The sequence below is a fragment of the Clostridium sp. CM74B_53 genome (assembly GCF_036318045.1).
Classification (GTDB): Bacteria; Bacillota; Clostridia; order Lachnospirales; family Lachnospiraceae; genus Pilosibacter.
This window is the reverse complement of record NZ_JAWQDE010000006.1, coordinates 36,734-62,648: the sequence shown is the minus strand read 5'-3', so window position 1 is coordinate 62,648 and position 25,915 is coordinate 36,734. Positions and strand designations below refer to the sequence as shown.

The window sequence follows — 25,915 nt, the reverse complement described above, 5'->3', positions numbered from 1 at the left end:
TTGCCAATGACGGTAATTCTGGTAAAATGTAATTATCTACGACAGAGGAGTGACATCCATGGTTACATTAAATGATTATCTTTATTCCGGCGATACCATGTTCAAAATTTTAAAAAACTACAGCCAGGACCTGAAGAAAGAGGCAAAATGCACCGGCAATGAGATCGACCTGATGCACGCGAACTTTCTGCTCCAGATCCGGGAGCTTCTTGAACACAATGATTTCCTTACTGCCCAGTCCCAGAAGATCCGGGAATTCTATATCCATATGGCGAAGGAATATCCGCTTTTGGCCTTTAACTTCAAAGGACGCATCAAATCCCTGATCCGCGCGGAGGCAAAGTTCAACGGCTACATTGTTGAATATATCTATGATTACTATATGGAAAATAAGGCCTACCCGTCGATTTCCGAGCTCAAGCAGCGCCTCAGCTGTTTTCGGGACCTGATCGCATACCGGATCGTGACTTCCCTGCCGAAATGCTACCTGAAACCTGATGAATCTCAGGAAGAAGCTGACCTCCGATACCTCTACCAGATCGCCAACGAACTTCCGGGCTTTCTCGAAGAGCGGGGATTTACCGCGGAACCGGCCTACGGTGTGAAGAAAAGCACCTCGCCGTTATTAAACGATGATGTGAAGCCTTACTATCGCGACTATATCTGTGGAAATACTTCTGAGGACTACCAGTCACTCCACATCACCTTCTACGACAACAGCTCCCGCAGCTATATGGAAGTCCAGCTCCGCACCAAGCACATGGACGACATCGCAGAGATCGATGTCGCCAACCACTTAAGCTACGAGAAGCGCCAGGAGGGCGAGCGTGCCCGCCGCGACGAGATCCCTGTGGGCGAATGCGTCTACTTTGACGAAGCCTACGAGCGCTGCCACCGCCTCGTAACCTTAAACCTTGCCGACCTCGACGTAAACATGTTCTCCGCCATCAATAATGACCTCGTAAACGATGGCTGCGGCCTCTACCGCGGACGCCTGATCCTGCCCTATGAGCATTTGTCGAGACATCAGAATGAACTGGTGGATTAGAGTTGCCGCAATTTAAGTTGCTTTTTATACTCCTGTGGGAGTATAATCAAATCAGGAGGTGGATCTCATGGAAAAAATGATCTATCATGGTTCTGATCATATTATCGAACACCCTGAATTCGGATATGGCAAAACATACAATGATTATGGAACAGGATTCTACTGCACTGAAAATCCAAATATGGCAAAAGAATGGGGTGTTGGCATTGATCACAACGGTTATGCCAACCAATATAAAATTACATGTGATGGTCTTTCAATTTTTGATTTAAACGCATCTAAATACACCATGCTGCACTGGCTTACGATTCTGCTGGAAAACCGGGAATTTGATACTTCCACACCACTTGCTGCTGAATCAAAAGAATATTTGCTTACCACCTTTCATACAGATTATAAAGCTGCAGATATCATTGTCGGTTACCGGGCTGATGACAGTTACTTCTCTTTTGCATCTGACTTTATTAATGGCGCAATCTCCTACCGCCAGCTTTGTAACGCTATGCGTTTAGGAAAACTTGGACAACAGTTTGTACTCAAAAGCGAGGCAGCTTTTAATCGTCTTGAATTTATTGGCTATGAAATTGCAGACGCAAAAGAATGGTACAAGAAAAAAGCGTTTCGTGATCAATCTGCACGCCGTCAATATTTTGATACCGAACGAAACCACCGACAACGGGGGGATTTATATATCACCACTATTTTGGATGAGGAGATGAAACCTGATGATCCACGCTTACGATAAAAGTTATCTCTCTTCCGCACAAAAAAATCTTGCCCGAATGTTGGATTATATGGTCAACGATCTTAAACACTCTCTGGAAACTGTATGGCAGTGGTTTTTAATGAGCAAGACCTCTCATCGCTTTGAACGGGGCGACTGCTCTGTTCTGTCCGGAATGTCCGGCGTGGAACTTGCACGCATGGTTTTGCAGGAATCAGGTCAGTCTATTCCTGATATTCGTCCATCCTACGCCTGTGACCGTAGCCCGGAATACTGGACGGGCTGGGCTATCGCCTACTATCAATGGGACACAGGGCTGCATTTCGATGAAATCGAACGCGCAGTTCATATCAGCGATATTCGTCTCTTGTATACACCTTATCATGAAATGGATATCCGCCAGTTTGTAGATAAAATGAATGAACTTTATCATGATTCCAGCCCTGATACGAACTTAAAAGCATTACGTACTCTTTCGGGATTCACTCAGGCTGAACTGGCCGAACAGACAAATATTCCATTACGAACGATTCAACAATACGAGCAGCGCCAGAAAAATATTAATAAGGCTCAGGCTGAAACTCTTCTTCGGCTTTCTCGGGTATTAAACTGCAGTGTGGAAGATTTGATGGAAAAAGTTCCTGTCTCAGATCCTATTTAACATCTTAAATTTATGCATTTTCTAAACCTGCCCTTTTCGGACAGGTTTTTTATTTCTATATCCGGTATTTCACTTTCTGAACTATCCTTGACATTCCTCTGGTTCTGCCATATATTTAGGTTCCGAAGTAATATTTACATTTGCTTTTTCTCGTAGAGGAACTGCTTATGCTACATGATCCAGGGGATCTTAAAGCTAAAATCCCATTATAGGAAAGGATTTCTTACATGGACATCGGAAAAATCATCAACCATCTCTCCAGCCGTCTCCGTTCCCGATCACAGGAAGTACATACAAAGCTCGGAATCGGAAACGCACAGGGAAAGATCTTAAACTTTATTCTGGTGGAATCGGCGCTTCATCCGGTCTATCAGAAAGATATTGAAAAAGAATTTTCTCTCCGTCCGCCGACCGTGACGGAGATGTTAAAGTCCCTGGAAGCCAGAGAACTCATCCTCCGGATCCCGGATGAGCAGGACGGACGCTTTAAGCGGATCGTTTTTACCGAGAAAGCTGCTGCCGTGAAGGACGCGCTGAACAAAGAGATCCACGAGACGGAAGAACTGCTTCTGCGTGGAATCTCAGAAGAAGAATTGAAGGAATTTATACGAATAACAGAAAAAATGCTGCAGAACCTGGAATGCAGCGAACGAGGTTAAACATCATGAACGACAACGAATTAATGAAATCCATACCCATCCCCCAGTCCGTCGCCAAAATGGCGATTCCCAGCATCATCAGCAGCCTGGTCACCGTCGTCTACAACATGGCGGACACGTTCTTCGTCGGGCAGACCGGCGATCCCTTACAGGTTGCGGCAGTCAGCCTGACAAACCCGATCTTTATCTTATTTATGGCCTTTGCCAACATGTTTGGCATGGGCGGAAGCGCCGCGGCGTCCATCGCCATGGGCGAGAACAACAAAACGCGCATGAAGCAGGTCTCCTCCTTTATCACCTACGCATCCCTCGGTGTCGGCATCCTCTTCGCCGCCCTGTTAGTCCTCTTCATGCAGCCGATCCTCAACATCTTCGGCGCAAACACGGAGACTCATGATCTTGCGAAAGGATATGTTTTCCATATCTCCTACGGCGCCCCGTTCATCATCTGGTCCGCTGCCGCGAGCTTTGTTGTCCGCTCCGAAGGCTCCAGCCGTGAGGCCATGATCGGCAGCATGATCGGAACTGTCGCGAATATCGTTCTGGATCCGTTCATGATCAGCATTCTCCATATGGGCGCCGCCGGTGCCGCCATCGCGACAACGATCGGAAACATCCTGGCAAGCGCCTACTACCTCTGGTACTTCATGAAAAAGAGCCCGAACTTTTCGATCCTGCCGAAATATTTCAGCCTTGAAAACCGCCTCGCTTCCATGATCTGCTCCTGCGGATTCCCGACAGCGATCTTCTCGGTGCTGATGAGCCTGTCCACGATCATCTTAAACCAGATCCTGGTGACCTACGGGAACGCCCCTGTGGCCGCTATCGGCATCGTATTTAAAGCCAACATGTTTATCACCTTCCTGCAGATGGGCCTCGCAAACGGCGTACAGCCCCTCTTAGGCTACAATTTCGGTTCCGGTGACACAAAACGCTTCCATGGTGTCGAATCCTACACAAAGAAATGCTGCCTGATCGTCGGCGTTCTGGCAACCGCCCTGTTCTTCATCTTCCGCCGCCCGATCCTCCAGATGTTCATTAACGATGAGGAAGTCATCCGGTACGGTATAAAAATGCTCATCGCCTACATGATCTCCGGCCCGTTCATCGGTATCCTCTTCACGAACATGAACTGCATGCAGTCCGCCGGAAAAGCGCTCCCGGCAACGATCCTTTCCGTCCTCCGTCAGGGTGTTCTCCTGATCCCGGTGCTGTACCTTTTAAACGGCCTCCTCGGGTTAAACGGCGTTATCTACGGTCAGGCCCTGACTGACTGCATTACGGTGCTTTTATCTATCGTTTTCTGGAGAAAACTGTCGCATAATCTGTACGCGTAATTTCATGCCAGCCATGCAGTCACAGTAAAAAGTCCGTTCGAAACAAGCGTGATATGGAAGAGACACATTAACATATCAGTTAGTGTGCTCTCCCTCTTTTTGTAGTCTGTCTCCTTACCTTTTTAAATATTGCATATTGCCGTTCTAATTCCCTATTCTCATCCAATATCATTCCCTTTGCTTCCAATATTCTCTCAACCGCCTGGGCAGGATCCATCGTATGATACGGCAAAAACAATCCTCTTAATTCTTTCGGTTTTACAATTTTATAGACCCATAATCTGTAGCTCCGTACTCTTCATCCACCAACTGCAAAATATCACTTGCCTGAATATTTCTTTCAAGAACCGATTCATTATCCAGACTTTTTGCAATCTTACTTCTCATAAACCGCCTGCTAAAGATCTCTGAACTTGAATCCATTTTATCGATTGAATTTTCAAATGCTGCTGCCTGAAGTTCACATAGAAGTAAGCCATCTTTATCTATCTTTTTCACTGTCACTCGCCTCTTTACACCAAAATCTCATCAATATATCTGCCTTTTCCCCTATATTGCTTTCTTGCTTATAACATATTACTTAAATAAGTTTGTTCTTAAAATACCCGGAACAGACTTTTCATTGTAATAAAAAAACGACTGCTTTTACATTCACCATAAAATCAGCCGTTTTTCTATATTTTACACCAGATTCTTCATATCCTTAAACGCTGTCTGCTCCATCTTCTCCCGAAGGTCATTCCTGATCTTCGCGAAGTCCTCACGGACAAGCTTCTTTTCCTTTACGAGGCACTCACCCGCAACGTAAACATCTCTCACATTCGATGCAATCGCGCTGTACACAAGCGCCGAATACGGATCGTATACCGGGAACATATTCAGGGAGTCGGTCTCTACGAGGACGAGATCCGCCTGTTTTCCAGGCTCGATGGAACCGGTGATATCACCGAGTCCTAACGCTCTTGCTCCCTCGATCGTTGCCATGGAAACGACCTCTTTTGCCGGGAACGCGCTGCGGTCATGGAGCTCATTTTTGTGGAAGTTCTCACACATCCGCATCTGGATGAACAGGTCTAACGTATTTCCGCTCGCCGGACCGTCGGTACCGAAGCCGACGGACATGCCGTGCTTATGCATCAGTGACACCGGGGCTACGCCCTTTGCGGCCTTCGTGTTGGAGGCGATGCAGTGGGCCACGGACGCGCCATGCTTCGCGAGGATCTCCACATCATGTTCCGTTGTGCGGATGCTGTGGGCCGCCAGCGTATTCGGTCCGAGGACTCCGATATGCTCCATAAACTCGATGGGCGTCATGTTATACTGTTCCCTTAACTGGGTCATCTCGTAGTCCATCTCCGCCACATGGAGCGTAAATACGGTTCCCGCCTTTACATCCTCCTCATATGCCCGCTTTAAAGTCTCCGGGCTGCAGGTCGTCGTTCCGTGGGGCGTGATCGCTCCGGAAACACGCGGGTGATCTTTGTATGCTTCGATCAGGGCGATTCCCCGCCTGATGGCCTCATCCGCGTTCTTACTGTCGCAGGAATCCTTTTCCATCACCGTCTCACCGGCGATTCCGCGGATCCCCATCTCGTCCATGACCTTCGCCACAGTTTCCTCGAAATAGTACATATCAAGCACTGTCGTCACGCCGGAAAGCAGCAGCTCGCCGATGGCGTATCTCGTGGAAAGCTTTGCCATCTCCGCGTCCATGGCCTGATTCTCCATCGGAAGCAGGAACACCCGCAGGCGGTCCTTGCAGTCGTCCCCGAGACCGCGGAACGGGATCATTCCGAGGTGGCAGTGGGTGTTCACAAGACCCGGAATCACGATGGCGCGCTTCGCATCGATCTCTTCGAATGTCTCGCCAGCTTTTAAGATCCCCTGCGCAGTAAGCTCCTGAAGCGTTTTCTCAAGCTCATCTTCCGGACCTGCTGCCAGAATCTTTGTATCTTCAAGCATCACATAACCATGATCCCAGACATCACCTGCCGCATTCATCGTCACAACAATGCCGTTTTTGATAATCTTCTTCATCGTTCTAATTTCATCCTTCATAATTTCGATCTGATCCGGCTCTTCCACTATCCGGGGAGAAAACCGGCGGCGGGCCGTAAAACTACTTCCCGTACTTCTCAACCAACGGCACATGTTCCTGCCCCGGCACCGTCAAAAGCCCGTGATCCGTGAGCTTTAACTTCGGTGAAACCGGCAGACAAAGCGTGGACATGGACATGATCACGTTGTTGTTCACATATCCGAGACCTTCCATCGCCGCCCGGACTTCTTTCAGTTCCTGTCCGAGGACCTCGATCGGCTGATCCGAAACGATGCCGCCGATTGTAAGTCTCGCCTCCGCCAGGGATCTTCCTTCTGAGAACACCACATATGCCCCCTGGAGCTCCAGGACGCGTCTCTGGGCCAGTTTCATATCGTTCTCATCTGTTCCCAAGACAAACAGGTTATGGCTGTCGTGGGACCACGTAGTGGCCACAGCGCCCGGTTTCGTCAGCGCGCCCTCCACAAATCCATATCCGACATTTCCATTCTTTCCGTACCGCTCGAAAACGACTGCAAGGGAAAGTCCCGCCGACTTCCAGTCAAGCACACCGTCCTTCACCTCGACTCTGCGCTTCACCGGCGTGGTCGCCGTTCCGAAGGTACCGATCTTCATGACATTGACTTCCGCCCATTTCGCGTCCGGATCTTCCGCCTTTAACACAAAGTCGGAGATCTCCGCCGGACGGCAGTTGATCGTGTGGTAGAAAGAAGCCGGGAAACTGCACGCCGCAGCTTCTGCCGCACCGTAAGCCTCCTCGTCCTTGCAGTACACACACTCGCCCTTCTTATAAACCACAACCGGATCGATCCCATCCAGACTGTCCAACAGCATAAAGTCTGCGATCTTCCCCGGCGCGATCATCCCTCTGTCATCCAGATGCATCCGCCGCGACGGTGTCCAGGTCGCGCAGTAGATCGCCTTCTCCATCGGCATCCCCACCCTCACAGCCGTCTCGATAATCTTATTGAGATGTCCGGTCAGAAGCTTATCTGCCATCGTGTCATCCGTCACCAGCGCCACATTCTCATAGAGTTCATTGTCGCAGACAGTCTTCACGACCTCCGGCGTCAGGGATTTGAACTGCAGCTCCAGAAACATCCCAAGCTCCGTCTTCTCCATCACTGACTGTGGAGTCTGCTGGGTGTGGTCCGCATCAACACCTTCATAGATAAAGCGGTTAAGATCCGCCCCCGTAAGTCCCGGGCAGTGCCCCTCGATCCTAAGATTCTTTCCCGCGTTCCGGCACACATTGATGAGATCCCTCGTCCGGCTCTCGCCTTCTGCTGAGAGATCCTTATAGTTCATGATCTCTCCAAGGCAGAGAACTCCATCTAAGGATGCCATCTCAGAAATTTCCTTTACACCAAGTGACGCCCCGGCTGTCTCTAACTTCTCATTTGTCGCCGGTACACTGGACGGAATCGCCCAGAAAATGTCCTGCTTCGTCTTCTGTGCCATAAAAGCCCGGATGCCGTCCATACCGAACACGTTCGCCATCTCGTGGGCATCGGCAACCACCGTTGTCACTCCATATGGAAGCGTGATCCTTGAAAACTCGCCCGGATATGTCATCGAGCTCTCGATGTGCATATGGATATCCACGAGACCAGGCAGCATGTATCTGCCTTTTCCGTCGATCTCCCGCACTCCCGGATATGAAATTGCAGGGGAAACGCAATAAAACTTTTCCCCTGCAACTGCCACATCCCGCTTTTCAAAACACTGTCTGAAGGTCTGATAGACCATGACATTTTTCAGAATGAAATCGGGTCTCATATAAAATTCCTCGTTATTAGTTGTTGATCGTTCTGTTCCACTGGTCGATCCAGTTATTTAAGATCGGGTTTACAAAAGCATAGTCAACAACCTTAACTTTTGCAGCCTTGTCGCCGTAGGTCATATCCTTGGACTCTTCCTCAGTGAATGTAACGTCCTTGTTTGTCGGTGCCTCGTTTAATGCCTTACCAGTCTTTGTCTGAAGCTCCTCGCTGATACGGTAGTTGATGTACTCGTAAGCAAGCTCCTTGTTCGCACAGTTCTTTGTTACGTTGATGGTGTTGAAGTTAGCGTAAGCTCCGTCCGGTGTAACGTAAACAAGTGTCGGGTTAGCGGCTACGATCGTCGGAACGCCGAAGTCACCGACAACTGCTGCTGCAACCTCACCGGATGTGAACATGTTGATCAGGTCGGAAGACTTTGTATAAGTCTTAACAAGGTTCGGCTTTAAGTCAGCAAGTGCCTTGAAAGCAGCCTCGCCGTTGTCTGTTGTTACGTCAACGCCTGCGTGGTCGCTTGCAACGTAAACCATAGCCGGTCCGAATGTTGTTGTGATCTCCGGGATGGAAACCATGCCTGCAAGGCGCTCGTCCCAAAGGTCATCAAAGCTTGTGATCTCAAATCCTGTAAGCTCCGGGTTGTAGATAATGCCGATGCTGTTGATGGTGTACGGAACACCCTGTCCTGCCTCTGCAATCTCCTTTGCAGCCGGGATCAGCTTCTCAGCATTCGGGATCTTGCTTAAGTCGATCGTATCGAAAAGTCCCTCGTCAGTGCCCTTCGCTGTCATAGCCTGGGAGAGCTCAATCACATCGATGGTGGAGTTCGGGTCTGCTGCTAACTTTGTATAACGGTCGTTTGTGCCGCCTGTCTCAGTAACGATCTCACAGCTGAACTCGTTCTCAAACGGTGTGTAAACCTCTTCTTCGGAGATATCTTCGCTGAGGCCGTATGTGGATAATACGAGTTTCTGTGCGTCTCCGGAAGCTGCCTTTGTCTCTTCTGCGGAAGAAGCTGCCTCAGAGCCTGCTGCCTGGCTTCCTGTTGCTGTGGTCTCTGTTGTGGATGCGCCGCCGCAGGCGGTAAGCATCATTGCTGCGCAAAGTACAACTGCTGCTGTTTTTTTCATGGTTTTTCTCCTCTTTCTCTCTTTTGAGATAATATTTCTTCGCGTTGACAGAATCTCTGCCCCCGCGATGGATCACTAAGTTAATTTTTATCTTCTCACGAGGATCAGTTTATCCTTCGGCAGATACAGCCGGATCTCCTCGCCCTCTTTATAAACATGGTCAGTTCCCATATTTACCTTCAGGACACCGGCGGAAGTCTCAACCTCGTACTGGTAGCTCTTCCCAAGGAATGTGCGGACACCGATCTTACCGCTTAAGACATTCTCTGTCTGAACATCATCTGCCAGACAGATATCGTCCGGGCGGATCGTTCCCGCGAATTTCTCGCAATCGAGATCCATGGAAGTTAAGAACTCGCTTCCATCCGGTGCTGTGTAGACGCCGTCCTGCTTTTTCGCAAGCTCAAGGAAGTTCTCGAAACCGATGAATCTCGCGACGAACTCTGTCGCCGGTCTCCTGTAAATGTTCTCCGGTGTGTCAAACTGCTCGATGACACCGCCGTTCATAACGGCCACCTTGTCGGAGATGGAGAAGCATTCTTCCTGATCATGTGTAACGAACAATGTGGTGATTCCAAGGCGCTTCTGGAGTCTCTTGATCTCCACACGCATGGAAAGTCTTAATTTCGCATCAAGGTTGGATAACGGCTCATCCAGGAGCAGTAACTTTGGCTCGATGACAAGTGCTCTCGCGAGGGCAACTCTCTGGCGCTGTCCGCCGGACATCTGCTTCGGGAAACGATCGGCAAGCTCTGTCAGACCGCAGACCTCAAGGATCTCCCTGACCTTCTTGTCGATCACATCCTTGTCCATCTTTCTTGTTCTGAGTCCGAACGCTACATTGTCATAAACGCTTAAGTGCGGGAACAGGGCGTAGCTCTGGAATACCAGACCGAACTGACGCTTGTGGACCGGGACCTTTGTCATGTCCTCACCATCTAATGTGAAGGTTCCGCCCTGCGGGTCGATAAAGCCTGCAACGACGCGGAGTGTCGTGGACTTACCGCATCCGCTGGGTCCTAAGAGGGATACGAGCTCGCCCTCCTCGACTTCCAGATTCAGCCCCTTTAAGATCTGTTTCTTTTTATCGTAACTTACGTCGATTCCATTTAAACTCATAAAAGCCATGGTCATATTCTCCTTATTTCGCCAGGGCTGCGATACCCAGTGTGCGGTCTACGATCACCATGATGACTACGGTAGCTGCCATTAAAAGTACGGAAACCGCCGATACGGTCGGATCATAGTTGTATTCAATATAGTTCATCAGTGTTGACGGGAATGTGGAAACTCCCGGTCCGGATAAGAACATGGACACCGGAATGTTGTTGAAGGAATTGATGAACGCCAGCATGAATGCTGAGGAAATTCCGGAGGTCACATTTGGAAGAACGACCTTGAAGAACGCCGCTCCCTTCGGGCATCCGAGGCTCCACGCCGCCTCCTCGATGGAAAAGTCGAACTGCTCCATCGAAGAACCGACTACGCGGATCACATACGGAAGTGTCACCATAAAATGGCCTGCGAGAAGTCCCGCGAACACCGGGATCCTAAGTGTCAAGATCAGGCACTGGTACATAATAAAGCCGATTACAATTCCCGGAACGATGGTCGGGGAAAGGAAGATGGACTTTAATAACTGCTTTCCTTTTAAACCGGATCTCGCCAGCGCATAAGCCGCCGGGATTCCGACCAGAAGAGAGATGCATGTCGCGAGGAGCGCAACCTCAAGGCTGGTCAGGAATGATCTGCGGAAAGACTTTAGCGCGAACACATTCGCGAACCATTTCGTCGAGAAGGACTCGATCGGGAATGTGATGGCGCTTCCGCCGCCGAATGCTGTTACGGTGATGATCAGTAACGGGATCATCAAAAATGCAAATACGATCGCTGCCCATATGGTCAGCACTTTATTTTTACGCATAATCTTCACCTCTGCGGTCCAGCCGTGCGGCCAGAGCGTTAAATCCTTTGATCACAACCAGGGTTACAACGATCATGATGAGGGCGATCACGGACGCGCCGGTCCAGTCACTGACGGACATCGCTCTCTGGTAGATCAGGGTCGCCATGACCATGTTGGAGTTGCCGCCTAATAACTGCGGCGTCGTGTAAGCGGTCAGGGTTCCGGTAAATACCAGAATACCGCCGACGATGATTCCCGGAAGACTCATCGGGAAGATGACCTTCATGAATGCTTCGCTTCTTGAAGCTCCGAGGCTCTGTGCCGCCTCCATCATGTCATCATCGATATTTTCCATAACACCGGCAACTGTCACGATCATCAGCGGAAGAAACAGGTAGACAGAACCAATGATGATAGAAAAGTCGGTGTATAAAAGCTTCATCGGCTTCTCGATCAGTCCCATAGCGATCATTGCCTTGTTGATGATCCCGTTGCTGCCGAGAATATTGATCCATGCAAAGCTTCGGATAACAGAGTTCGTCATCATCGGGAAGATCGATGCAGAGAGGAGAAGTCCTCTCCACTTCTTATCACAGCGGCTGATGAAATACGCCGTCGGGATACCGCCCACCATACAGACAAAGGTGGTGATGACCGCGATCTTCACGGTTCTCAAAAAGATCTTTCTGTAATACTCGTCCTTAAAAAAGTCCACGTATGCGCTGAACGGGTAATCTCCCGTAAACACGCTTGGAACCAGAACGCGAAGCAGCGGGATCATCAGGAACAGAAATAAGATCACCAGTCCCGGAACCAGCATGCACCATGCACTGCTCTTTTTCATTGGTTTGCCCCTTTCTTAACTGTGCGTAATAAATTTTAATTAGTGTTTCTTATAAATATTTGTTTTTTCATCAATTACACTTATATTTTACATTCATTATAAAAAGTGATATACTATACGTCAAATACATATTATCTATAATTTTTATGCAGTAAAGCTATGAGGAGGCCCTGTATGGAATTAAAAGAAGCCCGCTATATCCTGGCGATCGCCCGCCACCAGAGCATCGGCAAAGCCGCCGAATCCCTTTATATCTCCCAGCCGTCCCTGAGCAAGTACTTAAAGAACCTGGAAGAACGTCTCGGCGCTCCGCTGTTCAGCCGCCACGAAAACCGCTACTACCCAACCTACATAGGTGAACGCTACCTCCACTACGCCGAACAGATCGTTGCCTGCGGCGATGAGTGGATGCAGGAATACGACGATATCGCTCACCGCCAGCGCGGCCGCTTAAACATCGCCGTGCCGATCATGATGGGCAGCACACTGATCGAGCCAATGTTGGCGCCATTTCATAAACGATACCCATATGTGACCTTAAATATCATGGAAGCTGTAAATTTCATTGCGGAGAACAGTCTGGAGACCTCATCCATCGACCTGACCCTTTACAATATCCATGAATTTCCCGAGACCATGGATTACCAGATCCTGCGCTCTGAGGAGATCGTTCTGGTCCTGCATGAAAATCATCCTCTCGCCGCAAAAGCTATCACCCGCCCCGGCTTCCGCTACCCGTGGCTGGATCTTTCCCTATTAAAAGAGGAAAACTTCATTCTCCTCTACCCGGACCAGAACACCGGCGGCATCGCCCTGGATCTCTTTCAAGAGTACAACATCAATCCACCGGTCTCTCTCCACACGAGAAACTCCTCCATGTCGATCCATCTGGCTATGGACGGCGTCGGCGCTGCCTTCGCCCCGGAGAGCTATTTCCACCATGAAAACCAGTACACCGGAAACCGCGCCCTCTGCTTTTCCGTCGGCCATAAACCGGCCCTCACAACTACCATCGCCGCCTATCGGAAAAACCGGTATCTGCCGCAGCATGCGAGGGATTTTCTGGAAATGATCCGGGAATATTGCCGTGAGAAATAAAACGTTCTCCCAGAAATTTATATCCATCTGCAAAGTGCGCCGTCTGGCGCACCTCGTAAAAGAAGCCGGACAATCTCTTTCAGTATCCGGCTTCTTGCTGCGAATCTTCTGGCACCCGTTCCAGATCATCGATCACGGTTGTTGATATGTCCTTCGGCATTACATCCAGAACATTGGACAGGATCACTCCATCAAACGAGTTCTGTTCCACACCCAAAATCCAAAATTTTCGTTGTTTTTTCAGCAAATAACTTCAAAGCTTCATCGAACATGGGTTCCACCTTTAAATCCAGATTTCTCAGATCCACCGGTATACATTCCTCAAAAACCCGGTTCCACATTTCTATTTCCTGCTCATATGCTTTCTTCAAAGCTGATCATCTCCAATATGAATTTTATCTCTTCGTTGTTTGGCAGTTTAAAATTTCTCTAAGATTTCTTTATCTATACTCGACAACATCTCTTAATGCTTTTCGTGGCCTTTTCGGCGGAGCTTCATTTGCAGCTCCAACGGCAACAATTCCTGTCAGCTGGTTGTCTGTTCCGATAAATTCTATCAGCTCATTATAGGCAAAGCAGGTATTGGCAATCCATAATGTACCTAATCCATATCCGGTCGCTGTCAATATCATATTCTCAACAGCCGCACCGATCGACAGCGAATCGCAAATTTCTACGATCCGTTTTTCTCTCTCGATGCTTGCAAATGGTGTATATTGATTTGTATTAAGCACTGCTATAAGGCACGGCGCCTCCTGCATGATTCTGACTGTATTTTCAGCATCGGGGATTGCAAATGCCCATTCCGGCATAAGTTCATGTGTGATTTTTTCTGAATTTATACCATGGTGCATAACCTCAACCAGTTTATCTTTCTCTTCTCCCTGATATACGATAAATTTCCATGGCTGCCGGTTTTTGGCTGATGGCGCAAGAGTAGCACTATATATGATCTCTTCGATCAGCTTCCTGTCAATCTCATCGGATCTATATTTTCTTATACTTCTTCTGTTCTCAATTTCTCGTATCATAGTCTTCTCCGTAAATTTTGATTTCAATGTTTTTTCCAGTCAATACATTTCTGACCACCGGACATCGTGTACCACTTACTTTCTTTCCAATCCACCTCACTCTGCATCTGCGGTCACCCCGGTTTCCTTTTTGTTCGACGTAAACAAATAAAACATAGCACAAAATACCAATGCAAATACAACGCCGAAAACATTCTGAATCACTCTCTGCAATATTCTCTCATGTATTATACATTATATGAATCATTTTGTGTTTCTTTTCAGGTCGTCACCCGGTTTTCGGCATCAAAAAAACGCCATACTCATCACCATTCCGGCAATGAGCAGACGTTTTATATTTTGTCCGCAGATTCTACTTTATGATTTTTCGCTCAAAAACATACTCCGTCTCCGATGACAGATTTCCTCTGAAAGTATATCCAAGTCTATCAAACTTTTGTATATCTACAGGATTTTCAATATTATTCTCTGCCATGAATCTAACCATTTCACCGCGGGCCATCTTCGCATAGGTACCTTTTGTAACCAGCTTATCACCTGACAATTCACAGAATGTAATCGTGATGTAGTTATCTTTATCCGATAGATACCTTTCTATGCATTTTGAATATTCTTTGGATGCCAGATTTATGATAGTCCTGCTGTCATCAATTACTGAATGATATAACCGGTCCCCCCAGTAATCATATAGATTTGTTTTTTCTTCAATCTCAGCTTTTGCCTGCATTTCAAGACGATAAGGAGTCACACCATCCATCGGCTTTAAAATGCCATAAAACGCAGACAGGATTCTTAAATGATTTTGCAAATACTCAAACTGCTGGATTTCAAACACAGCTGGTGCCATATATTGAAATGCAATCCCTTCATATGCTAAAACAGCCGGAGTAAGTCTACTGTAAAGATCCATTTTTTCCAATCTGTTAAAGTTCTGCTCTGCAATCTTGTCATTACATTTCCAGATAGTCTTCAGTTCCTCTTTTGATTTGCTTTTCATCCAGCTCAATACTTCTGCTGTCTTATCAATAAAGACAGGCAGTTCAACCGGTGCTATGTTATCAGTATCTACAATCATCTTTTTTGCAGGTGACAATATGATCTTCATTATACCAATTCCTTAAGCATATTTTCAGGATCATCTGCCGCCTTGACTTTATCATTGGCTTTGATGATAATCCCTTGTTCATCGATAAGATATGTCGTTCTTACCACACCCATAGAAACCTTTCCATAATTTTTCTTTTCTTTCCATACATCATATGCTTCGATCACCTTGCGCTCTGGATCTGCCAAAAGTGTAAATGCCAATCCATATTTTTCCTCAAATTTCTTGTGAGAAGCTACGGAATCCTTACTTACCCCAAGAACAACTGCTCCTTTCTCAGTGAATTGAGGATAACGCTCGGAAAAACCACATGCCTGCTTTGTACAGCCTGCCGTGTTATCCTTTGGGTAAAAATATAAAATTACTTTTTTTCCTGCATAATCACTTAATTTATGCATTTTCCCATTCTGATCCGGCAGTTCAAAATCCGGTGCTTTGATTCCTGACTCTAACATTTACTATTCCTCCGCTTCTGTATTTTCCACCTGTTTTCTTGTTTTTTTATTACCTGAAATCATTTTATGTCCCGTATACATAGACATAATCATACATATAAGAGCGCTGCATGCAAAATACTTAATCACTGTAGCGATTGATACAGCATTCACGGGCTTTAACTGCCATATTGAAAATGTAATCTGCCATTTTATCAAATAATACAAAAGAATGTATCACGATAATTCTTCCATTACCTTTTCGTGCTAGCATAATTATATCCTTCCTAATGACAGCTGTGACTTCCACATCCATGCTCACCACATGCATGTTCTTCCCCATGGTTGTGCTCATGATGAGAACACTTCACATCCGGATTATAATCAAGTGTATCATTGATAAAAGCTTCTACCGCTTTATCCGCATCTCCTGAAACTCCTCCGAAAAGCTTAATGCCTGCTGCCGCTAACGCGGTCTGAGCACCTCCTCCGATTCCGCCGCAGATCAAAACATCTGCATTTAATGCATTAAGAACTCCTGCCAATGCACCATGTCCGCTTCCATTCGTATCTACTACTTCTGAATGTACCACTTTTCCTTCCTCTACATCGTAGATCTTAAATGTCTCTGTGTGTCCAAAGTGCTGAAAAATCTGTCCATTTTCATATGTTACTGCTATTCTCATGATATCTTCTCCTTTTTCTACTGCATATTTTTGATATATCTCCTGCTTATAACATCCTCCAAGGTTGCAGTTACTGCTCTGACCATCACAGATTCTAAAATCCCCACCTTCTATTCTGAGCGGATGTCCATCAATTAGAGCATCTGCTATTTTCTTCCTGGCAATCTCGTAAATTCGTTGAACTGTTGTTCTTGCGATCTGCATAGATTCTGCACACTGCTCCTGACTATAACCTTTCTTGTCCAAAAGACGAATTGTCTCGTATTCATCTACAGTCAGAACAATGGGTACTTTTTTCTCAGTATCATCTGCCGGAAAGAATTCTAAAACATTCGGGAAATGGCAGACTTTCCTGCATTTTACTGGTCTCGGCATAAACTGCTCCTTTTTCGCTTTTTTTATATATTAACTCTATAAAAGGCATATGTCAATAACTCTTTTTGACATATGCCTTTTTCAAATCAGCTACTGTTCCTGCAGGGTATCTGAATCGTACTTTCAAAACCATCATCTTTACATATGAAATAAAGTTTTCAACTGACATGTCCAGTCAGTTGTCCCACTTTGGCAAAGAACGATCCGCAGCCCTCATCTAATACCACTTTCCCTGTTCACGATACAAAAACGCATACTTCCCACCAGACTTTATCAGTTCTTCATGCGTTCCCTGCTCGACGATCTTTCCCTTGTCAAACACAAGAATCCGATCGGCAAGTTGGGCCGAGCCAATTCGGTGGGTTACGATAAACGCCGTCTTCCCCTCCGCCATCCTTGCAAACATGCGGTACAAACGGGTTTCCTCCAGCGGGTCGATACTGGCCGTCGGCTCGTCCAGCACAATCATGTCATGCTCCTTATAGAGTCCCCTGGCAATGGCGATCCGTTGCCACTGGCCACCCGAAAGTTCGGCACCACCAAACTCCCGGCCGAGAAGCGTCCCGAATTTCTCCGGATACAGATCGGAGTTCCCGTACTCCACTCCAGCAAGAGACGCAGCCCGTTCCATCTCCTCCGCATCCCGACATTCTAGCTCCTTCAAACAAATATTGTCATCCAGTCGCATCCGGTATTTCTGGAAATTCTGGAAGACTGCAGACTGAGAGACAAAACTGTCCCGTTCCCGCAAAATCCACCCAGAGGAAGGCTCATACAGTCCCAGAACAAGCTTTACGAAGGTAGTTTTTTCCAGCTCCGTTTTCACCAACGACCGCAACCGTCTCCCCCTTCCGAATCCGAACCGATATTCTATCGAGAAACGGTCGGTCGGCATTGGGATAGGCAAAAGAAACGTCTTCCACAATGACGGCACAGCTTTCCCTGCCGCTTTCACTTTCCTCTGCAATACAGCAGCCGTCAGAAGCTCCTCTGACCTGGCCATCGTCGGCCGCAAACCCATTCTGCCGGCAAAACTCAAGATAATTCCCTACCGACGCCATGTGTCGTGAAATATTTCCGGCGCTTCTCGCCACGATGTTCTCCATGAACCGGAAAATGGAATCAATGGAAGTGAACACCGCCGCAAACGCCCCAGCCGAGATGTTCCCGGAAAGCAACGACCGCACCAGAAGAAAGAGCACTCCGAGATATCCCAGAAGAGTCAAAACACGCATCAAAAGCTCTGTTCGATACAACCTGGAATCTGTCTCCCATAGCTTCTTATCATACTTTGCAAGCACCGCCCGAAATCGTTCCATGAAAAAGCCGACAGCTCCCAGCGTCCGAGTCTCCTTCCAATACCTCTTATCAATCATGCAGTCCGAATAATGCCGGTACTCCCTCTCGAGAGCTGCCGTCTCATCGGTCAGCCGCCGATACGCCTTTCTTTTTATCACCTGGGCACACACCATAGGACTAAAGATAAACAGCAACGAAAGAACCAGGATCGGATCCAGGCGGTACAAATACACCCCCATGAACGCCACATACGGCAGATTGAACATGGCAATCGAAATCACGGCTCTGAGAAGCTGCACGGTCCCGTTGATTCCTTGCCGGGCTTTCTCAATCGTTTCCAGAGTCGTCTCCTTCTCGAACTCATACAGCGGCAACTGCGCCGTCTGTGTGTGAAACTCTCTTGTCAGCGTGTTCACTGCCCTAGGATTGAAAATATGCTGCCCAATAAAATTGCCAGCTCCATTCAGTACCTGCACATAGACCGCGGCCGCTCCTACCCACAGAGCTCCAGAATAAGCGGCCTGGAGTGAGTTTCTCTCCACAGCGCTCTGTAATCCGTCAAAAAACACCTGTCTTGCCAGTGTTTCTAACGCCCACGCCGTACCGTGTAGAACATTCACGACAAGAAACAGCAGAAACACAACAGGCATGGCTCCGGCGATCTTTAGAAATAAGTGAACTACTGCGGAGACCCCGATAAAACATTCTTTTTGTCTCTTCATCCCTGATACCAGCTCCTTTGACTGTCGTACATCTCCCTGTACAACCTGTTTTCTCTGTACAGCGTCTCATGGCTTCCTGAACCGGAAACTCTCCCGTTCTCGATCACAAAGATAACGTCTGTCTGTCTCGCGCTTGCCAGCCGATGACTGATCGTAACAGAGGTATATTTCTGGTTAATGATACGGAATTTTTCGTACAGCGCACTCTCTGCAGCAGGATCCAACGCCGCCGTCGGTTCATCTAAAATCTTCACAGGGCGGTCGCTCACAAGACACCGGGCGATTGCCACCCGTTGCCACTGCCCGCCGGACAGGTCTTCCGAGTCCCTCACGATCTTCCCCAGTTTCGTCTCCATCCCATGCTTTAAGTCAGACACGATCTCGCCTAACTCCATCATATCGACAACATCTTGAAAACGAACCAGATTGATTTCGTCTCCGCACAGTTTTTCCACATCCCCGATGGCAATATTCTCATAGAGCGAAAGTCCATATCTGGCAAAATCCTGATAGACAATAGAGAAAAAACCTGCGATCCGTCCGGGGCCCCACTCCCGAATATCCGTTCCGTTAATCAGAATTTGTCCCTCATAATCATCATATAGCCCAGCGATCAGCTTCGTAATCGTAGTCTTCCCACACCCGTTTGCGCCGACAAATGAATAGCTTTTCCCGGCTGAAATCTGAAACGAGAGATGGTCAAGCACCTTTCGCTTAGTCCCCGGATAGGCAAAAGTAACATCGCGAAACTCCAGCGAAGAGAACTCCGGCAATTCACAGCTCACGCTCTCCGCCTCCCTAAAATCCATTTTGGTAAAGGTTTCAACATCATGAAAAAACTCGTTATATTTCGCGATCTCGCTGACGCTGTGGAGCAGACTCCAGGACATGAGTTGGACCAGTGAGAATATATTCGAAACCAAAGCCATAAATATACCAATCGTAATCTCTCCTGCCACGACGCCAGGAATCAGCGCAGTCATCACCACGATCGCGATCAACACCAAGGAGATGCTGCCAAGTTTCGCCTTCGCAAAAGATTTCAGATTCACCCTCGCGTTTACTCCGAGCCATTTCTTATAGGCACTCTCCCACTCACCATTGAAATATCCGGCCCAGCCAAACAAAGTCCTCTCTTCCGCCGCATCCCTTCCGGTCAAAAGCCTGGAAATATACTCATACCGCCGCTTTAGCCCCTGGGTCTCGCTGATTCCGGCATAACTGGCTCGCCCTCCGGCCAAAGACAGCATTACCAAAGGCACCGCACAGGCCGTCACAGCCAGAGCCGCTGCTGGCACATATCGAAACATCACCAGAAATAAACCCAGCGCTTTCCATACCAGCGCCAAAAACGCCAGCAACGCCTGAAATGCATTCAAGATACTCTCATCCGTATCAGTGGAAATCTTCGTGATCAGATCCCAACTCTCCGGATTCTCCACATATCGATATCGAAGATCAGCGACCTTCTCCACCATCTCCGTTCCGAACCTCTCTCGCACATCGATCCGTAGCCGCCCCACCAGAAGATCGAGAAGTTGGTTGGAAATCCAATCGAAGCTCACTAGTAGAGACACCGCAGTCAGCGCTCTCCCAACGTCGGCATACTCCCCGGACCGCAAAAGCCCTATCGCCGCATCAATGAAGGCCCCTGTCGCCAGTGTGAGCAGAGCTGGCGTAAGCCCTTGGAACAAATACAGTAACATCACTGCTACCGAGACACCAGCGCTGCATCGAACGCACAGTCCGACCGCACTCAAAATCGAATACCTCTTACCCCGTTTAATCATAATCACACCCCTTTATATTTTGATTACGAATAAATGTTCCAGAATCGTACACAATATTCATCAATCCATTTTTAGCAGATAACGGCAATAATTGATCCACCTTTTTGTCAAGAGCATACATTTTACAAAATGAATATATAATATCCCTTTTGCGTTCCTCTAAAAATAACTTATTGAGTTCCTCAATATCTTTGGATTTTTTAATAGCCGTTATGCATCTGTCTATGTCCTCTTTATATATCTTCTTAAATTGACCTCCCATAATCTCATTCCAAGATAATACACTAAATATACTTTTCTCAAAAGATGACGCAACTATTTCTTCATAAATCACATTGCATAACAAATTATTGTATACTATATAATCCTTAAATGTTTTTATCTTCAATTGGCATAGTCTATATGCATGCACTAACTCATGTACAAATACTTGATATATTAAATCAGTTTCTACACACGCTAAAAAGCAAATCACTTGGGAATTCATAGGATATGTACATGCAAAAATTGGCATTTCCCTTTTTAAGAAAAAATTTGCTATGCTGTTATTATAAGCAATAATAATTATTACATCTTTCATAAGACTATATACGCTCTGGGGATCTATAAAAGAATTTAAAAAAATGCTTTGATAATTATACAACCGTTCTCTAATCCCAGCTAATTCATCGCCAAAGCTATCCTTATTGTAATCTATTGGAACCGTCCCAAACCATGGATCAATGCATTCCATTATAGCCTGATAATCATCAACATTGTCCTTATTTAAAAATTCTATTTGCAATTTATTCATAATGTTTATTAATCATATTAAACAACTCTATCATCATTTCTTCACTATATTCTGCATTGAGAAATAATCTTTTATTGTCTATGTATCTTTTTCTAGCATTTTGAGCCATATTGATACGTAATATCCCACATATACACCTGATTGGGTGCTGTTGCACTGTATGTAGACGGACGGTTATGCTTTGGTGCTTCACTGCGTCCACGATGGTTCAACATTTTTTCTTCCCGTAAAACACGATAAAAGGTTGATTCAGAGGCGATATAGATGCCTTCATCGGCTAGTGTTGGAACGATCTCACATGGCGCCATGCTGGCGTATTCAGGCTTGTTACAGATATTTATGATTTCCTTTCGGGTTTCTGTCGGGATCTTATTTGCCGGCTCTGAATGATCCGCTGTGGGACGTCCATCTTCATAGGAATTTATATCTGATTTTCTTTTTTTCCAGCGGTAAAAAGTCCTTTCTGTAATTCCGAGACGGTAACAGGCTTTTTTGCAGGATGCACCAGATGCAATAGCTTCATTGATTAGCAGTACAGCATTTTCGCGGTCTGAGGCGCTAATCATTCGTCCTCGGGATCCCCCCAGATCGCATTTGCTTTTTTTGACAATACAAGTAAAGCTGCAGCTTCGGCAAGAGCTTTTTCCTTGCGTTGTAATTCTTTTTCAAGTTTTCTGCGTTCTTTTTCAGAATCCTTGAGTTCCCGGTTTAGTCGGGAGGCCTCTTTAGCGATGCCGCCATTTGCATTCATGCAGGCATCTTTCCAAGCCTTAATCTGCTCAACATAAAGTCCTTTTTTACGGGCATATTCAGCAAGTTCCGTTTCATTCATGCTCGCTGTTTCAACAACAACTAAGAATTTATCCTGTGTGCTCCAATTGTCTGGGATGGCATCTGTACCAGGAGTGGCATAGCCTTCCTTTCTGGCTTTGTCCTGCCAGTTACGCAATGTCTGTTCGGAAATACCTTCTTCTCTGGAAATTTTTGTAATGGATTCATTGTTTGGTGGAAGCATCCTCCTGAGGAGTGCATCCTTTAACTCTGGACTATAGTTCATAATGAAAGCTCCCTTCCTGCGATAGCTCTATACTACCACAAAAGTAATTATCTTTCACTGACAACTATCCTAACACACAGGGGTATGTCCATCCCCACGGAACACGGAAGGTCCAGAATAGTTTGATGGCTTCACGCAAGGATGAAGCTCCGGCACCAACTAAATATGTCTGAAATACCATATTCCCAATGGGAATAGCTATTCCATTTAACACCAAATTGCGTTTTCTCTTCTTTTCTTTATCCATTTATTTTTGCCGCCTTAAATCTCAATTTTTATATTAAATCCATTTATCTGCTTATTTTTTTTCACATATTTTATCAATATCTCAAAAGCACTTAATAATAAATCCGCACCCGTTTCTTTCCCGTGATCAGTGTGTCCGTAACAACTGTAAACTCATGATACTCACCTTCCACGACATTATCATAAATACTTGATGACACTTCTACATTCATAGTTTCTTCACCACAATCCAGGTCAGAAGCATTGACTCTTACATAGTACATTGTTGTAGTTTTGCTCGCACCACTATAATGTCTTTTCTTCCAATTGTATCCCCTGTCAACTTTTTTAGCCTTACCTTTCGTTATGACCAGCAGTTCTTTGTATTCTGTTACGGAATCCCGTACCAAAACCTTGCGATAAATAAAAGGCGACAGCAATGCCAACACCACCACCACTATAAGTGCCCACGAAGTGATTTCTGTTCTTTTTGTTCTCTTGGATTTATAAATATCTTTTCTCATTGATTTTCTCCTACTCACTTGAGTCTTTGTTATTCTCTTATCTCCGTCCAGCATTTGCAAATGCAGTGGCAAACTGGATTTTACTTTGTAACTATAACTTTTCCTTCAGAGTCCAGGAGAGGTGTAACACCAGCTCCATATCCGGACTTCCAACAAAGGTAATTAACTCCCGTCTCCTTATCTACAGGAATTTTACGCTTTCTTAATTGGATGTCTAATTACAGTTTTCCATTTTTCTGGGGCAACCTTTCTTGCATCAGACATATAAATCTCGTGGTGCAACCTGTCTTTGTTAATATCATTAACATATCCATTTTGTTCTAAATAAGTATCCATAAGCGCAACAGTTGCTGGCTCATTATCAAAAGAACCTATATGCATAATTTGAACGCATAATTCCTCATCAATCGTAAGATACTCTGCTGACGAACAATCAAGTTTCTTCTTTTTCGTTGCTGTTTCTACCGCCCAGTCAAAATCAGCTTTAGAAATGAAATCAGGCAAACGGATAACAGAAATCCAGCTGAAAGCAGACTTATTTGTATAATCTACACTCTCGACATCATCCTGCCACCAAAAACCTTCCAATGGCGGAACAACATATTCAAAAAATCCTTCAATTTTATAATCAGTCTTGTAACTCATTTTTAATGTGTATGCAACAGCATATAGAACACTGATTGCTTGTTGATATGCTCCGCCTTCTTCATTTGGATTGCCTTTTCCTCTAACTGCAATATAATTTGCCTTAGGTACATTTACAATCTCTGGTTTATTCTTCGGCATATAGAATTCTTTATACTCTTTTTTAAAATCAAAAGCCATAATAACCTCCAAAATTCCGATTTTTCGTTCTCAGCGACTTCCCAATAAATGGGAAGTTATGGCTTTAATTTTCTCCAAATAACCAGCTTTAGGACAATACATACGACCACCACAACAGCCACTATAGCACCATCCCACAGTAACTCTGTGTACCACGGTGCAGACTGCATGACATATAAATTTGGATAAGTTTTAAAGTGCCAGAACTTATAAATTCCGTACCCAATAAAAACTCCTATGAATGAACCAATAACGATGTTTAAAAAACAATTCAATTTTCTCAGCATGGCAGTGCACCCCTTTCCAAATTTCGATTTTAATGTCTCTATTATACCATAATGATACTATTATAAAAAAGGAAAAAGAGCTCCTTCGAGCTCTTTTGATTCAGTTCTGTAAACTTGAAGTTGTCAGCATCCTTCGTTTTTATCTTTTATATCGTCTTTTAACGATTTGATTTCTTCCAGAATGAGTTCAGTACAAACGACTATAATACCTGAAAGAAGAATAATTCCACCATAAATCGGATAAATAAAGGATTCTCGGACTCCACCGCCAATGATGCCAGACAAGAGCTGCCACACACCGCTGAACGGCCAAACAACTAAAGCAAATACCACAATCATCATAATAATAGCTTTTTTCATTGTACTTTGCCTCCTTAAATTGCGATTTCTCAGTTTCAAAAACTTGAAGTTGTTAGTCGCTATCTTGTTTGCGGTTAAATTCAAAAACGACAGGTTCAAATTCAACTAAATGCTTATCTTGGGTGTTAGTTCCTTTAGGGTTCTCTATGCCGGTAACTTCATAGTATTCATCACTGTATTGTATTTTACTACCATCAAAATCTTTTTGAATGGATTTGACATATTCAAACGGATTTTCTATTGGTAACAAACTTAATGCCCGCTGTAGCTGTTGTGCCGCTGTCCTCTGCTCATCGGTCAGTATTTTTTCTTCGTTTGCCATGTGTTCTTCAAATTTATTTTTATCCATCCAAACGATTTGCTCCAATGGGTTAGCAGTACCACAAGCCAAGATTAAACGGATAAAATCTTCAAAATTTGCCGCTAATGGATATACATTTTGGTCTACACAACTTTCTGGATTGCAGGCAAATACCATTTCTCCATATTCCGGCAAAAAGCAATACAGAATACATCCTTCAAATCCGATTGGCTTTGCGTTGACGGGATAGCAAAAATACGGCTCTGCAATATCTCCATATTCTAAACATAAAAGTCCCTTATCTATGGGAAGTGCCATATACTTTTCGTAAATCGTTTCCATTGATGTGCCTCCACAAAATTCCGATTTGGTGTCCTTTTATAACGGTTGCATCATCTCAAGAATGATTCCATCCGGGTCTCTGAAATAAAACGCTCTGCTTTCCCCAAATCCATCTGCCCTGAAATCGAAATACTGCGGTTCAGACAAGCACTCCACATGATTTTCGATAAGAGTTTTGTAGACAGAATCAATGTCATCCGTGTAAAAGCATACTTCTGAGATAGATGTCGTAAACAAGTCTGATTGTTCTTTATGGATTTTGCTGTCTACAAACTGAATCAATTCAACCGGTGGTGCTTCAAGAGCCTTTGAACCATTCAAATATGCAACCCTTGCTTTACAATTTTCCTTACGGAACATTTTATCTGTTTCTTCGCCTTCCATAAAGATTTCGCCCTGAAATTCAAGCCTAAGAATATCTCTGTAGAAAGCAATCGAACGATCCAAATCAGAAACGGTTAATCCAACGTGATAAATTCTTCCAACCATATTTTTCTCCAATAATTTTTTTCATC

Annotated in this window: 32 protein-coding genes and 1 pseudogene; 6 read left to right on the top strand and 27 right to left on the bottom strand. The window is 45.7% G+C overall.

Features of this window, described 5'->3' with window-relative positions:
• Nucleotides 1-58 precede the first annotated feature (58 nt).
• The 5 genes from V2546_RS06890 (at nucleotide 59) to V2546_RS06870 (ending at nucleotide 4,429) form a co-directional block, all read left to right on the top strand.
• Nucleotides 59-1,048, top strand: a complete 990-nt coding sequence (locus tag V2546_RS06890) for a guanosine polyphosphate pyrophosphohydrolase (protein WP_329751918.1) — start codon at nucleotides 59-61, stop codon at nucleotides 1,046-1,048.
• Nucleotides 1,049-1,115: 67 nt separating this feature from the next.
• On the top strand, nucleotides 1,116-1,793 hold the full coding sequence (locus V2546_RS06885) for a DUF3990 domain-containing protein (RefSeq protein ID WP_252197315.1): 678 nt from the start codon (nucleotides 1,116-1,118) through the stop codon (nucleotides 1,791-1,793).
• Complete coding sequence (locus V2546_RS06880; protein ID WP_118531220.1) at nucleotides 1,774-2,433, top strand: helix-turn-helix domain-containing protein; 660 nt, start codon at nucleotides 1,774-1,776, stop codon at nucleotides 2,431-2,433. The genes V2546_RS06885 and V2546_RS06880 overlap by 20 nt, the downstream gene beginning before the upstream one ends.
• Nucleotides 2,434-2,660: 227 nt before the next feature.
• The gene (locus V2546_RS06875) at nucleotides 2,661-3,092 is read left to right on the top strand and encodes a MarR family winged helix-turn-helix transcriptional regulator (RefSeq protein ID WP_118531216.1); all 432 of its coding nucleotides are present in this window, start codon (nucleotides 2,661-2,663) and stop codon (nucleotides 3,090-3,092) included.
• Between the two features lie 5 nt (nucleotides 3,093-3,097).
• Nucleotides 3,098-4,429, top strand: coding sequence for an MATE family efflux transporter (locus V2546_RS06870; protein ID WP_329751917.1), 1,332 nt, complete (start codon nucleotides 3,098-3,100; stop codon nucleotides 4,427-4,429).
• A 258-nt stretch (nucleotides 4,430-4,687) separates the two neighbouring features.
• On the opposite strand, the gene V2546_RS06865 is transcribed toward V2546_RS06870, so the two are convergent.
• From V2546_RS06865 to V2546_RS06835, 7 genes are all read right to left on the bottom strand, one after another.
• Entirely contained in the window at nucleotides 4,688-4,927 is a 240-nt protein-coding gene (locus tag V2546_RS06865) for a hypothetical protein (RefSeq protein ID WP_252197316.1), read from the bottom strand.
• Nucleotides 4,928-5,110: 183 nt separating this feature from the next.
• Nucleotides 5,111-6,466, bottom strand: coding sequence for an amidohydrolase (locus tag V2546_RS06860; RefSeq protein WP_329751916.1), 1,356 nt, complete (start codon nucleotides 6,464-6,466; stop codon nucleotides 5,111-5,113).
• Between the two features lie 82 nt (nucleotides 6,467-6,548).
• The gene (locus V2546_RS06855) at nucleotides 6,549-8,267 is read right to left on the bottom strand and encodes an adenine deaminase C-terminal domain-containing protein (RefSeq protein WP_329751915.1); all 1,719 of its coding nucleotides are present in this window, start codon (nucleotides 8,265-8,267) and stop codon (nucleotides 6,549-6,551) included.
• Between the two features lie 16 nt (nucleotides 8,268-8,283).
• Nucleotides 8,284-9,396, bottom strand: a complete 1,113-nt coding sequence (locus tag V2546_RS06850) for an ABC transporter substrate-binding protein (RefSeq protein ID WP_329751914.1) — start codon at nucleotides 9,394-9,396, stop codon at nucleotides 8,284-8,286.
• An 87-nt stretch (nucleotides 9,397-9,483) separates the two neighbouring features.
• Nucleotides 9,484-10,524, bottom strand: a complete 1,041-nt coding sequence (locus tag V2546_RS06845) for an ABC transporter ATP-binding protein (RefSeq protein WP_021904004.1) — start codon at nucleotides 10,522-10,524, stop codon at nucleotides 9,484-9,486.
• Between the two features lie 13 nt (nucleotides 10,525-10,537).
• Entirely contained in the window at nucleotides 10,538-11,320 is a 783-nt protein-coding gene (locus V2546_RS06840) for an ABC transporter permease (protein ID WP_021904003.1), read from the bottom strand.
• Nucleotides 11,313-12,146 carry an ABC transporter permease gene (locus tag V2546_RS06835; RefSeq protein WP_118531193.1) on the bottom strand — a complete coding sequence of 278 codons (834 nt, stop codon included), beginning with the start codon at nucleotides 12,144-12,146 and terminating at the stop codon, nucleotides 11,313-11,315. Before V2546_RS06835 ends, V2546_RS06840 begins: the two co-directional genes overlap by 8 nt.
• A gap of 174 nt (nucleotides 12,147-12,320) precedes the next feature.
• Between V2546_RS06835 and V2546_RS06830 the strand changes: the two genes are divergently transcribed.
• Nucleotides 12,321-13,244, top strand: a complete 924-nt coding sequence (locus V2546_RS06830; RefSeq protein ID WP_329751913.1) for a LysR family transcriptional regulator — start codon at nucleotides 12,321-12,323, stop codon at nucleotides 13,242-13,244.
• 191 nt (nucleotides 13,245-13,435) lie between these two features.
• Here the strand turns inward: V2546_RS06830 and V2546_RS06825 are convergent, their stop codons facing one another.
• The 20 genes and pseudogenes from V2546_RS06825 to V2546_RS06730 form a co-directional block, all read right to left on the bottom strand.
• On the bottom strand, nucleotides 13,436-13,615 hold the full coding sequence (locus V2546_RS06825; RefSeq protein WP_215701968.1) for a hypothetical protein: 180 nt from the start codon (nucleotides 13,613-13,615) through the stop codon (nucleotides 13,436-13,438).
• 69 nt (nucleotides 13,616-13,684) lie between these two features.
• On the bottom strand, nucleotides 13,685-14,275 hold the full coding sequence (locus V2546_RS06820; protein ID WP_329751912.1) for a nitroreductase family protein: 591 nt from the start codon (nucleotides 14,273-14,275) through the stop codon (nucleotides 13,685-13,687).
• A 96-nt stretch (nucleotides 14,276-14,371) separates the two neighbouring features.
• Nucleotides 14,372-14,482, bottom strand: a pseudogene (locus V2546_RS06815) (FUSC family protein); the annotation flags it as partial.
• Between the two features lie 145 nt (nucleotides 14,483-14,627).
• On the bottom strand, nucleotides 14,628-15,380 hold the full coding sequence (gene yaaA / locus V2546_RS06810) for a peroxide stress protein YaaA (RefSeq protein WP_329751911.1): 753 nt from the start codon (nucleotides 15,378-15,380) through the stop codon (nucleotides 14,628-14,630).
• Nucleotides 15,380-15,835: a thioredoxin-dependent thiol peroxidase gene (gene bcp / locus V2546_RS06805; protein WP_118531187.1), complete on the bottom strand. Its 456-nt coding sequence runs from the start codon at nucleotides 15,833-15,835 to the stop codon at nucleotides 15,380-15,382. Before bcp ends, yaaA begins: the two co-directional genes overlap by 1 nt.
• A 3-nt stretch (nucleotides 15,836-15,838) precedes the next feature.
• On the bottom strand, nucleotides 15,839-15,964 hold the full coding sequence (locus V2546_RS06800; protein ID WP_486463575.1) for a DUF6219 family protein: 126 nt from the start codon (nucleotides 15,962-15,964) through the stop codon (nucleotides 15,839-15,841).
• A 137-nt stretch (nucleotides 15,965-16,101) separates the two neighbouring features.
• Nucleotides 16,102-16,875 (bottom strand): DUF134 domain-containing protein, encoded by a 774-nt coding sequence (locus V2546_RS06795; protein WP_329751910.1) that lies wholly within the window; start codon nucleotides 16,873-16,875, stop codon nucleotides 16,102-16,104.
• Nucleotides 16,876-17,092: 217 nt separating this feature from the next.
• Nucleotides 17,093-17,701, bottom strand: a complete 609-nt coding sequence (locus V2546_RS06790) for an ATP-binding cassette domain-containing protein (protein WP_329751990.1) — start codon at nucleotides 17,699-17,701, stop codon at nucleotides 17,093-17,095.
• The gene (locus V2546_RS06785) at nucleotides 17,646-18,896 is read right to left on the bottom strand and encodes an ABC transporter ATP-binding protein (RefSeq protein WP_329751909.1); all 1,251 of its coding nucleotides are present in this window, start codon (nucleotides 18,894-18,896) and stop codon (nucleotides 17,646-17,648) included. The genes V2546_RS06790 and V2546_RS06785 overlap by 56 nt, the downstream gene beginning before the upstream one ends.
• Entirely contained in the window at nucleotides 18,893-20,686 is a 1,794-nt protein-coding gene (locus tag V2546_RS06780) for an ABC transporter ATP-binding protein (protein WP_329751908.1), read from the bottom strand. Before V2546_RS06780 ends, V2546_RS06785 begins: the two co-directional genes overlap by 4 nt.
• A complete protein-coding gene (locus tag V2546_RS06775; RefSeq protein ID WP_329751907.1) occupies nucleotides 20,679-21,479 on the bottom strand; it encodes a hypothetical protein in 801 nt (266 codons plus the stop codon). The genes V2546_RS06780 and V2546_RS06775 overlap by 8 nt, the downstream gene beginning before the upstream one ends.
• Before the next feature lie 92 nt (nucleotides 21,480-21,571).
• Nucleotides 21,572-22,045 carry a helix-turn-helix domain-containing protein gene (locus tag V2546_RS06770; protein ID WP_329751906.1) on the bottom strand — a complete coding sequence of 158 codons (474 nt, stop codon included), beginning with the start codon at nucleotides 22,043-22,045 and terminating at the stop codon, nucleotides 21,572-21,574.
• Nucleotides 22,042-22,536, bottom strand: a complete 495-nt coding sequence (locus tag V2546_RS06765; protein ID WP_329751905.1) for a transposase — start codon at nucleotides 22,534-22,536, stop codon at nucleotides 22,042-22,044. The genes V2546_RS06770 and V2546_RS06765 overlap by 4 nt, the downstream gene beginning before the upstream one ends.
• Nucleotides 22,537-22,600: 64 nt before the next feature.
• Complete coding sequence (locus V2546_RS15695) at nucleotides 22,601-22,783, bottom strand: hypothetical protein (protein ID WP_486463571.1); 183 nt, start codon at nucleotides 22,781-22,783, stop codon at nucleotides 22,601-22,603.
• Nucleotides 22,784-22,874: 91 nt separating this feature from the next.
• Entirely contained in the window at nucleotides 22,875-23,285 is a 411-nt protein-coding gene (locus V2546_RS06755; RefSeq protein ID WP_215701972.1) for a hypothetical protein, read from the bottom strand.
• An 80-nt stretch (nucleotides 23,286-23,365) separates the two neighbouring features.
• Nucleotides 23,366-23,497, bottom strand: a complete 132-nt coding sequence (locus V2546_RS06750) for a DUF6440 family protein (RefSeq protein ID WP_329751989.1) — start codon at nucleotides 23,495-23,497, stop codon at nucleotides 23,366-23,368.
• Nucleotides 23,478-24,110 (bottom strand): GyrI-like domain-containing protein, encoded by a 633-nt coding sequence (locus tag V2546_RS06745; RefSeq protein ID WP_329751904.1) that lies wholly within the window; start codon nucleotides 24,108-24,110, stop codon nucleotides 23,478-23,480. The genes V2546_RS06750 and V2546_RS06745 overlap by 20 nt, the downstream gene beginning before the upstream one ends.
• A gap of 410 nt (nucleotides 24,111-24,520) precedes the next feature.
• A complete protein-coding gene (locus tag V2546_RS06740; RefSeq protein WP_291222436.1) occupies nucleotides 24,521-24,757 on the bottom strand; it encodes a hypothetical protein in 237 nt (78 codons plus the stop codon).
• Between the two features lie 52 nt (nucleotides 24,758-24,809).
• The gene (locus V2546_RS06735; protein ID WP_020989788.1) at nucleotides 24,810-25,400 is read right to left on the bottom strand and encodes a hypothetical protein; all 591 of its coding nucleotides are present in this window, start codon (nucleotides 25,398-25,400) and stop codon (nucleotides 24,810-24,812) included.
• Between the two features lie 36 nt (nucleotides 25,401-25,436).
• The gene (locus V2546_RS06730) at nucleotides 25,437-25,889 is read right to left on the bottom strand and encodes a VOC family protein (protein ID WP_154260674.1); all 453 of its coding nucleotides are present in this window, start codon (nucleotides 25,887-25,889) and stop codon (nucleotides 25,437-25,439) included.
• Nucleotides 25,890-25,915 lie beyond the last annotated feature (26 nt).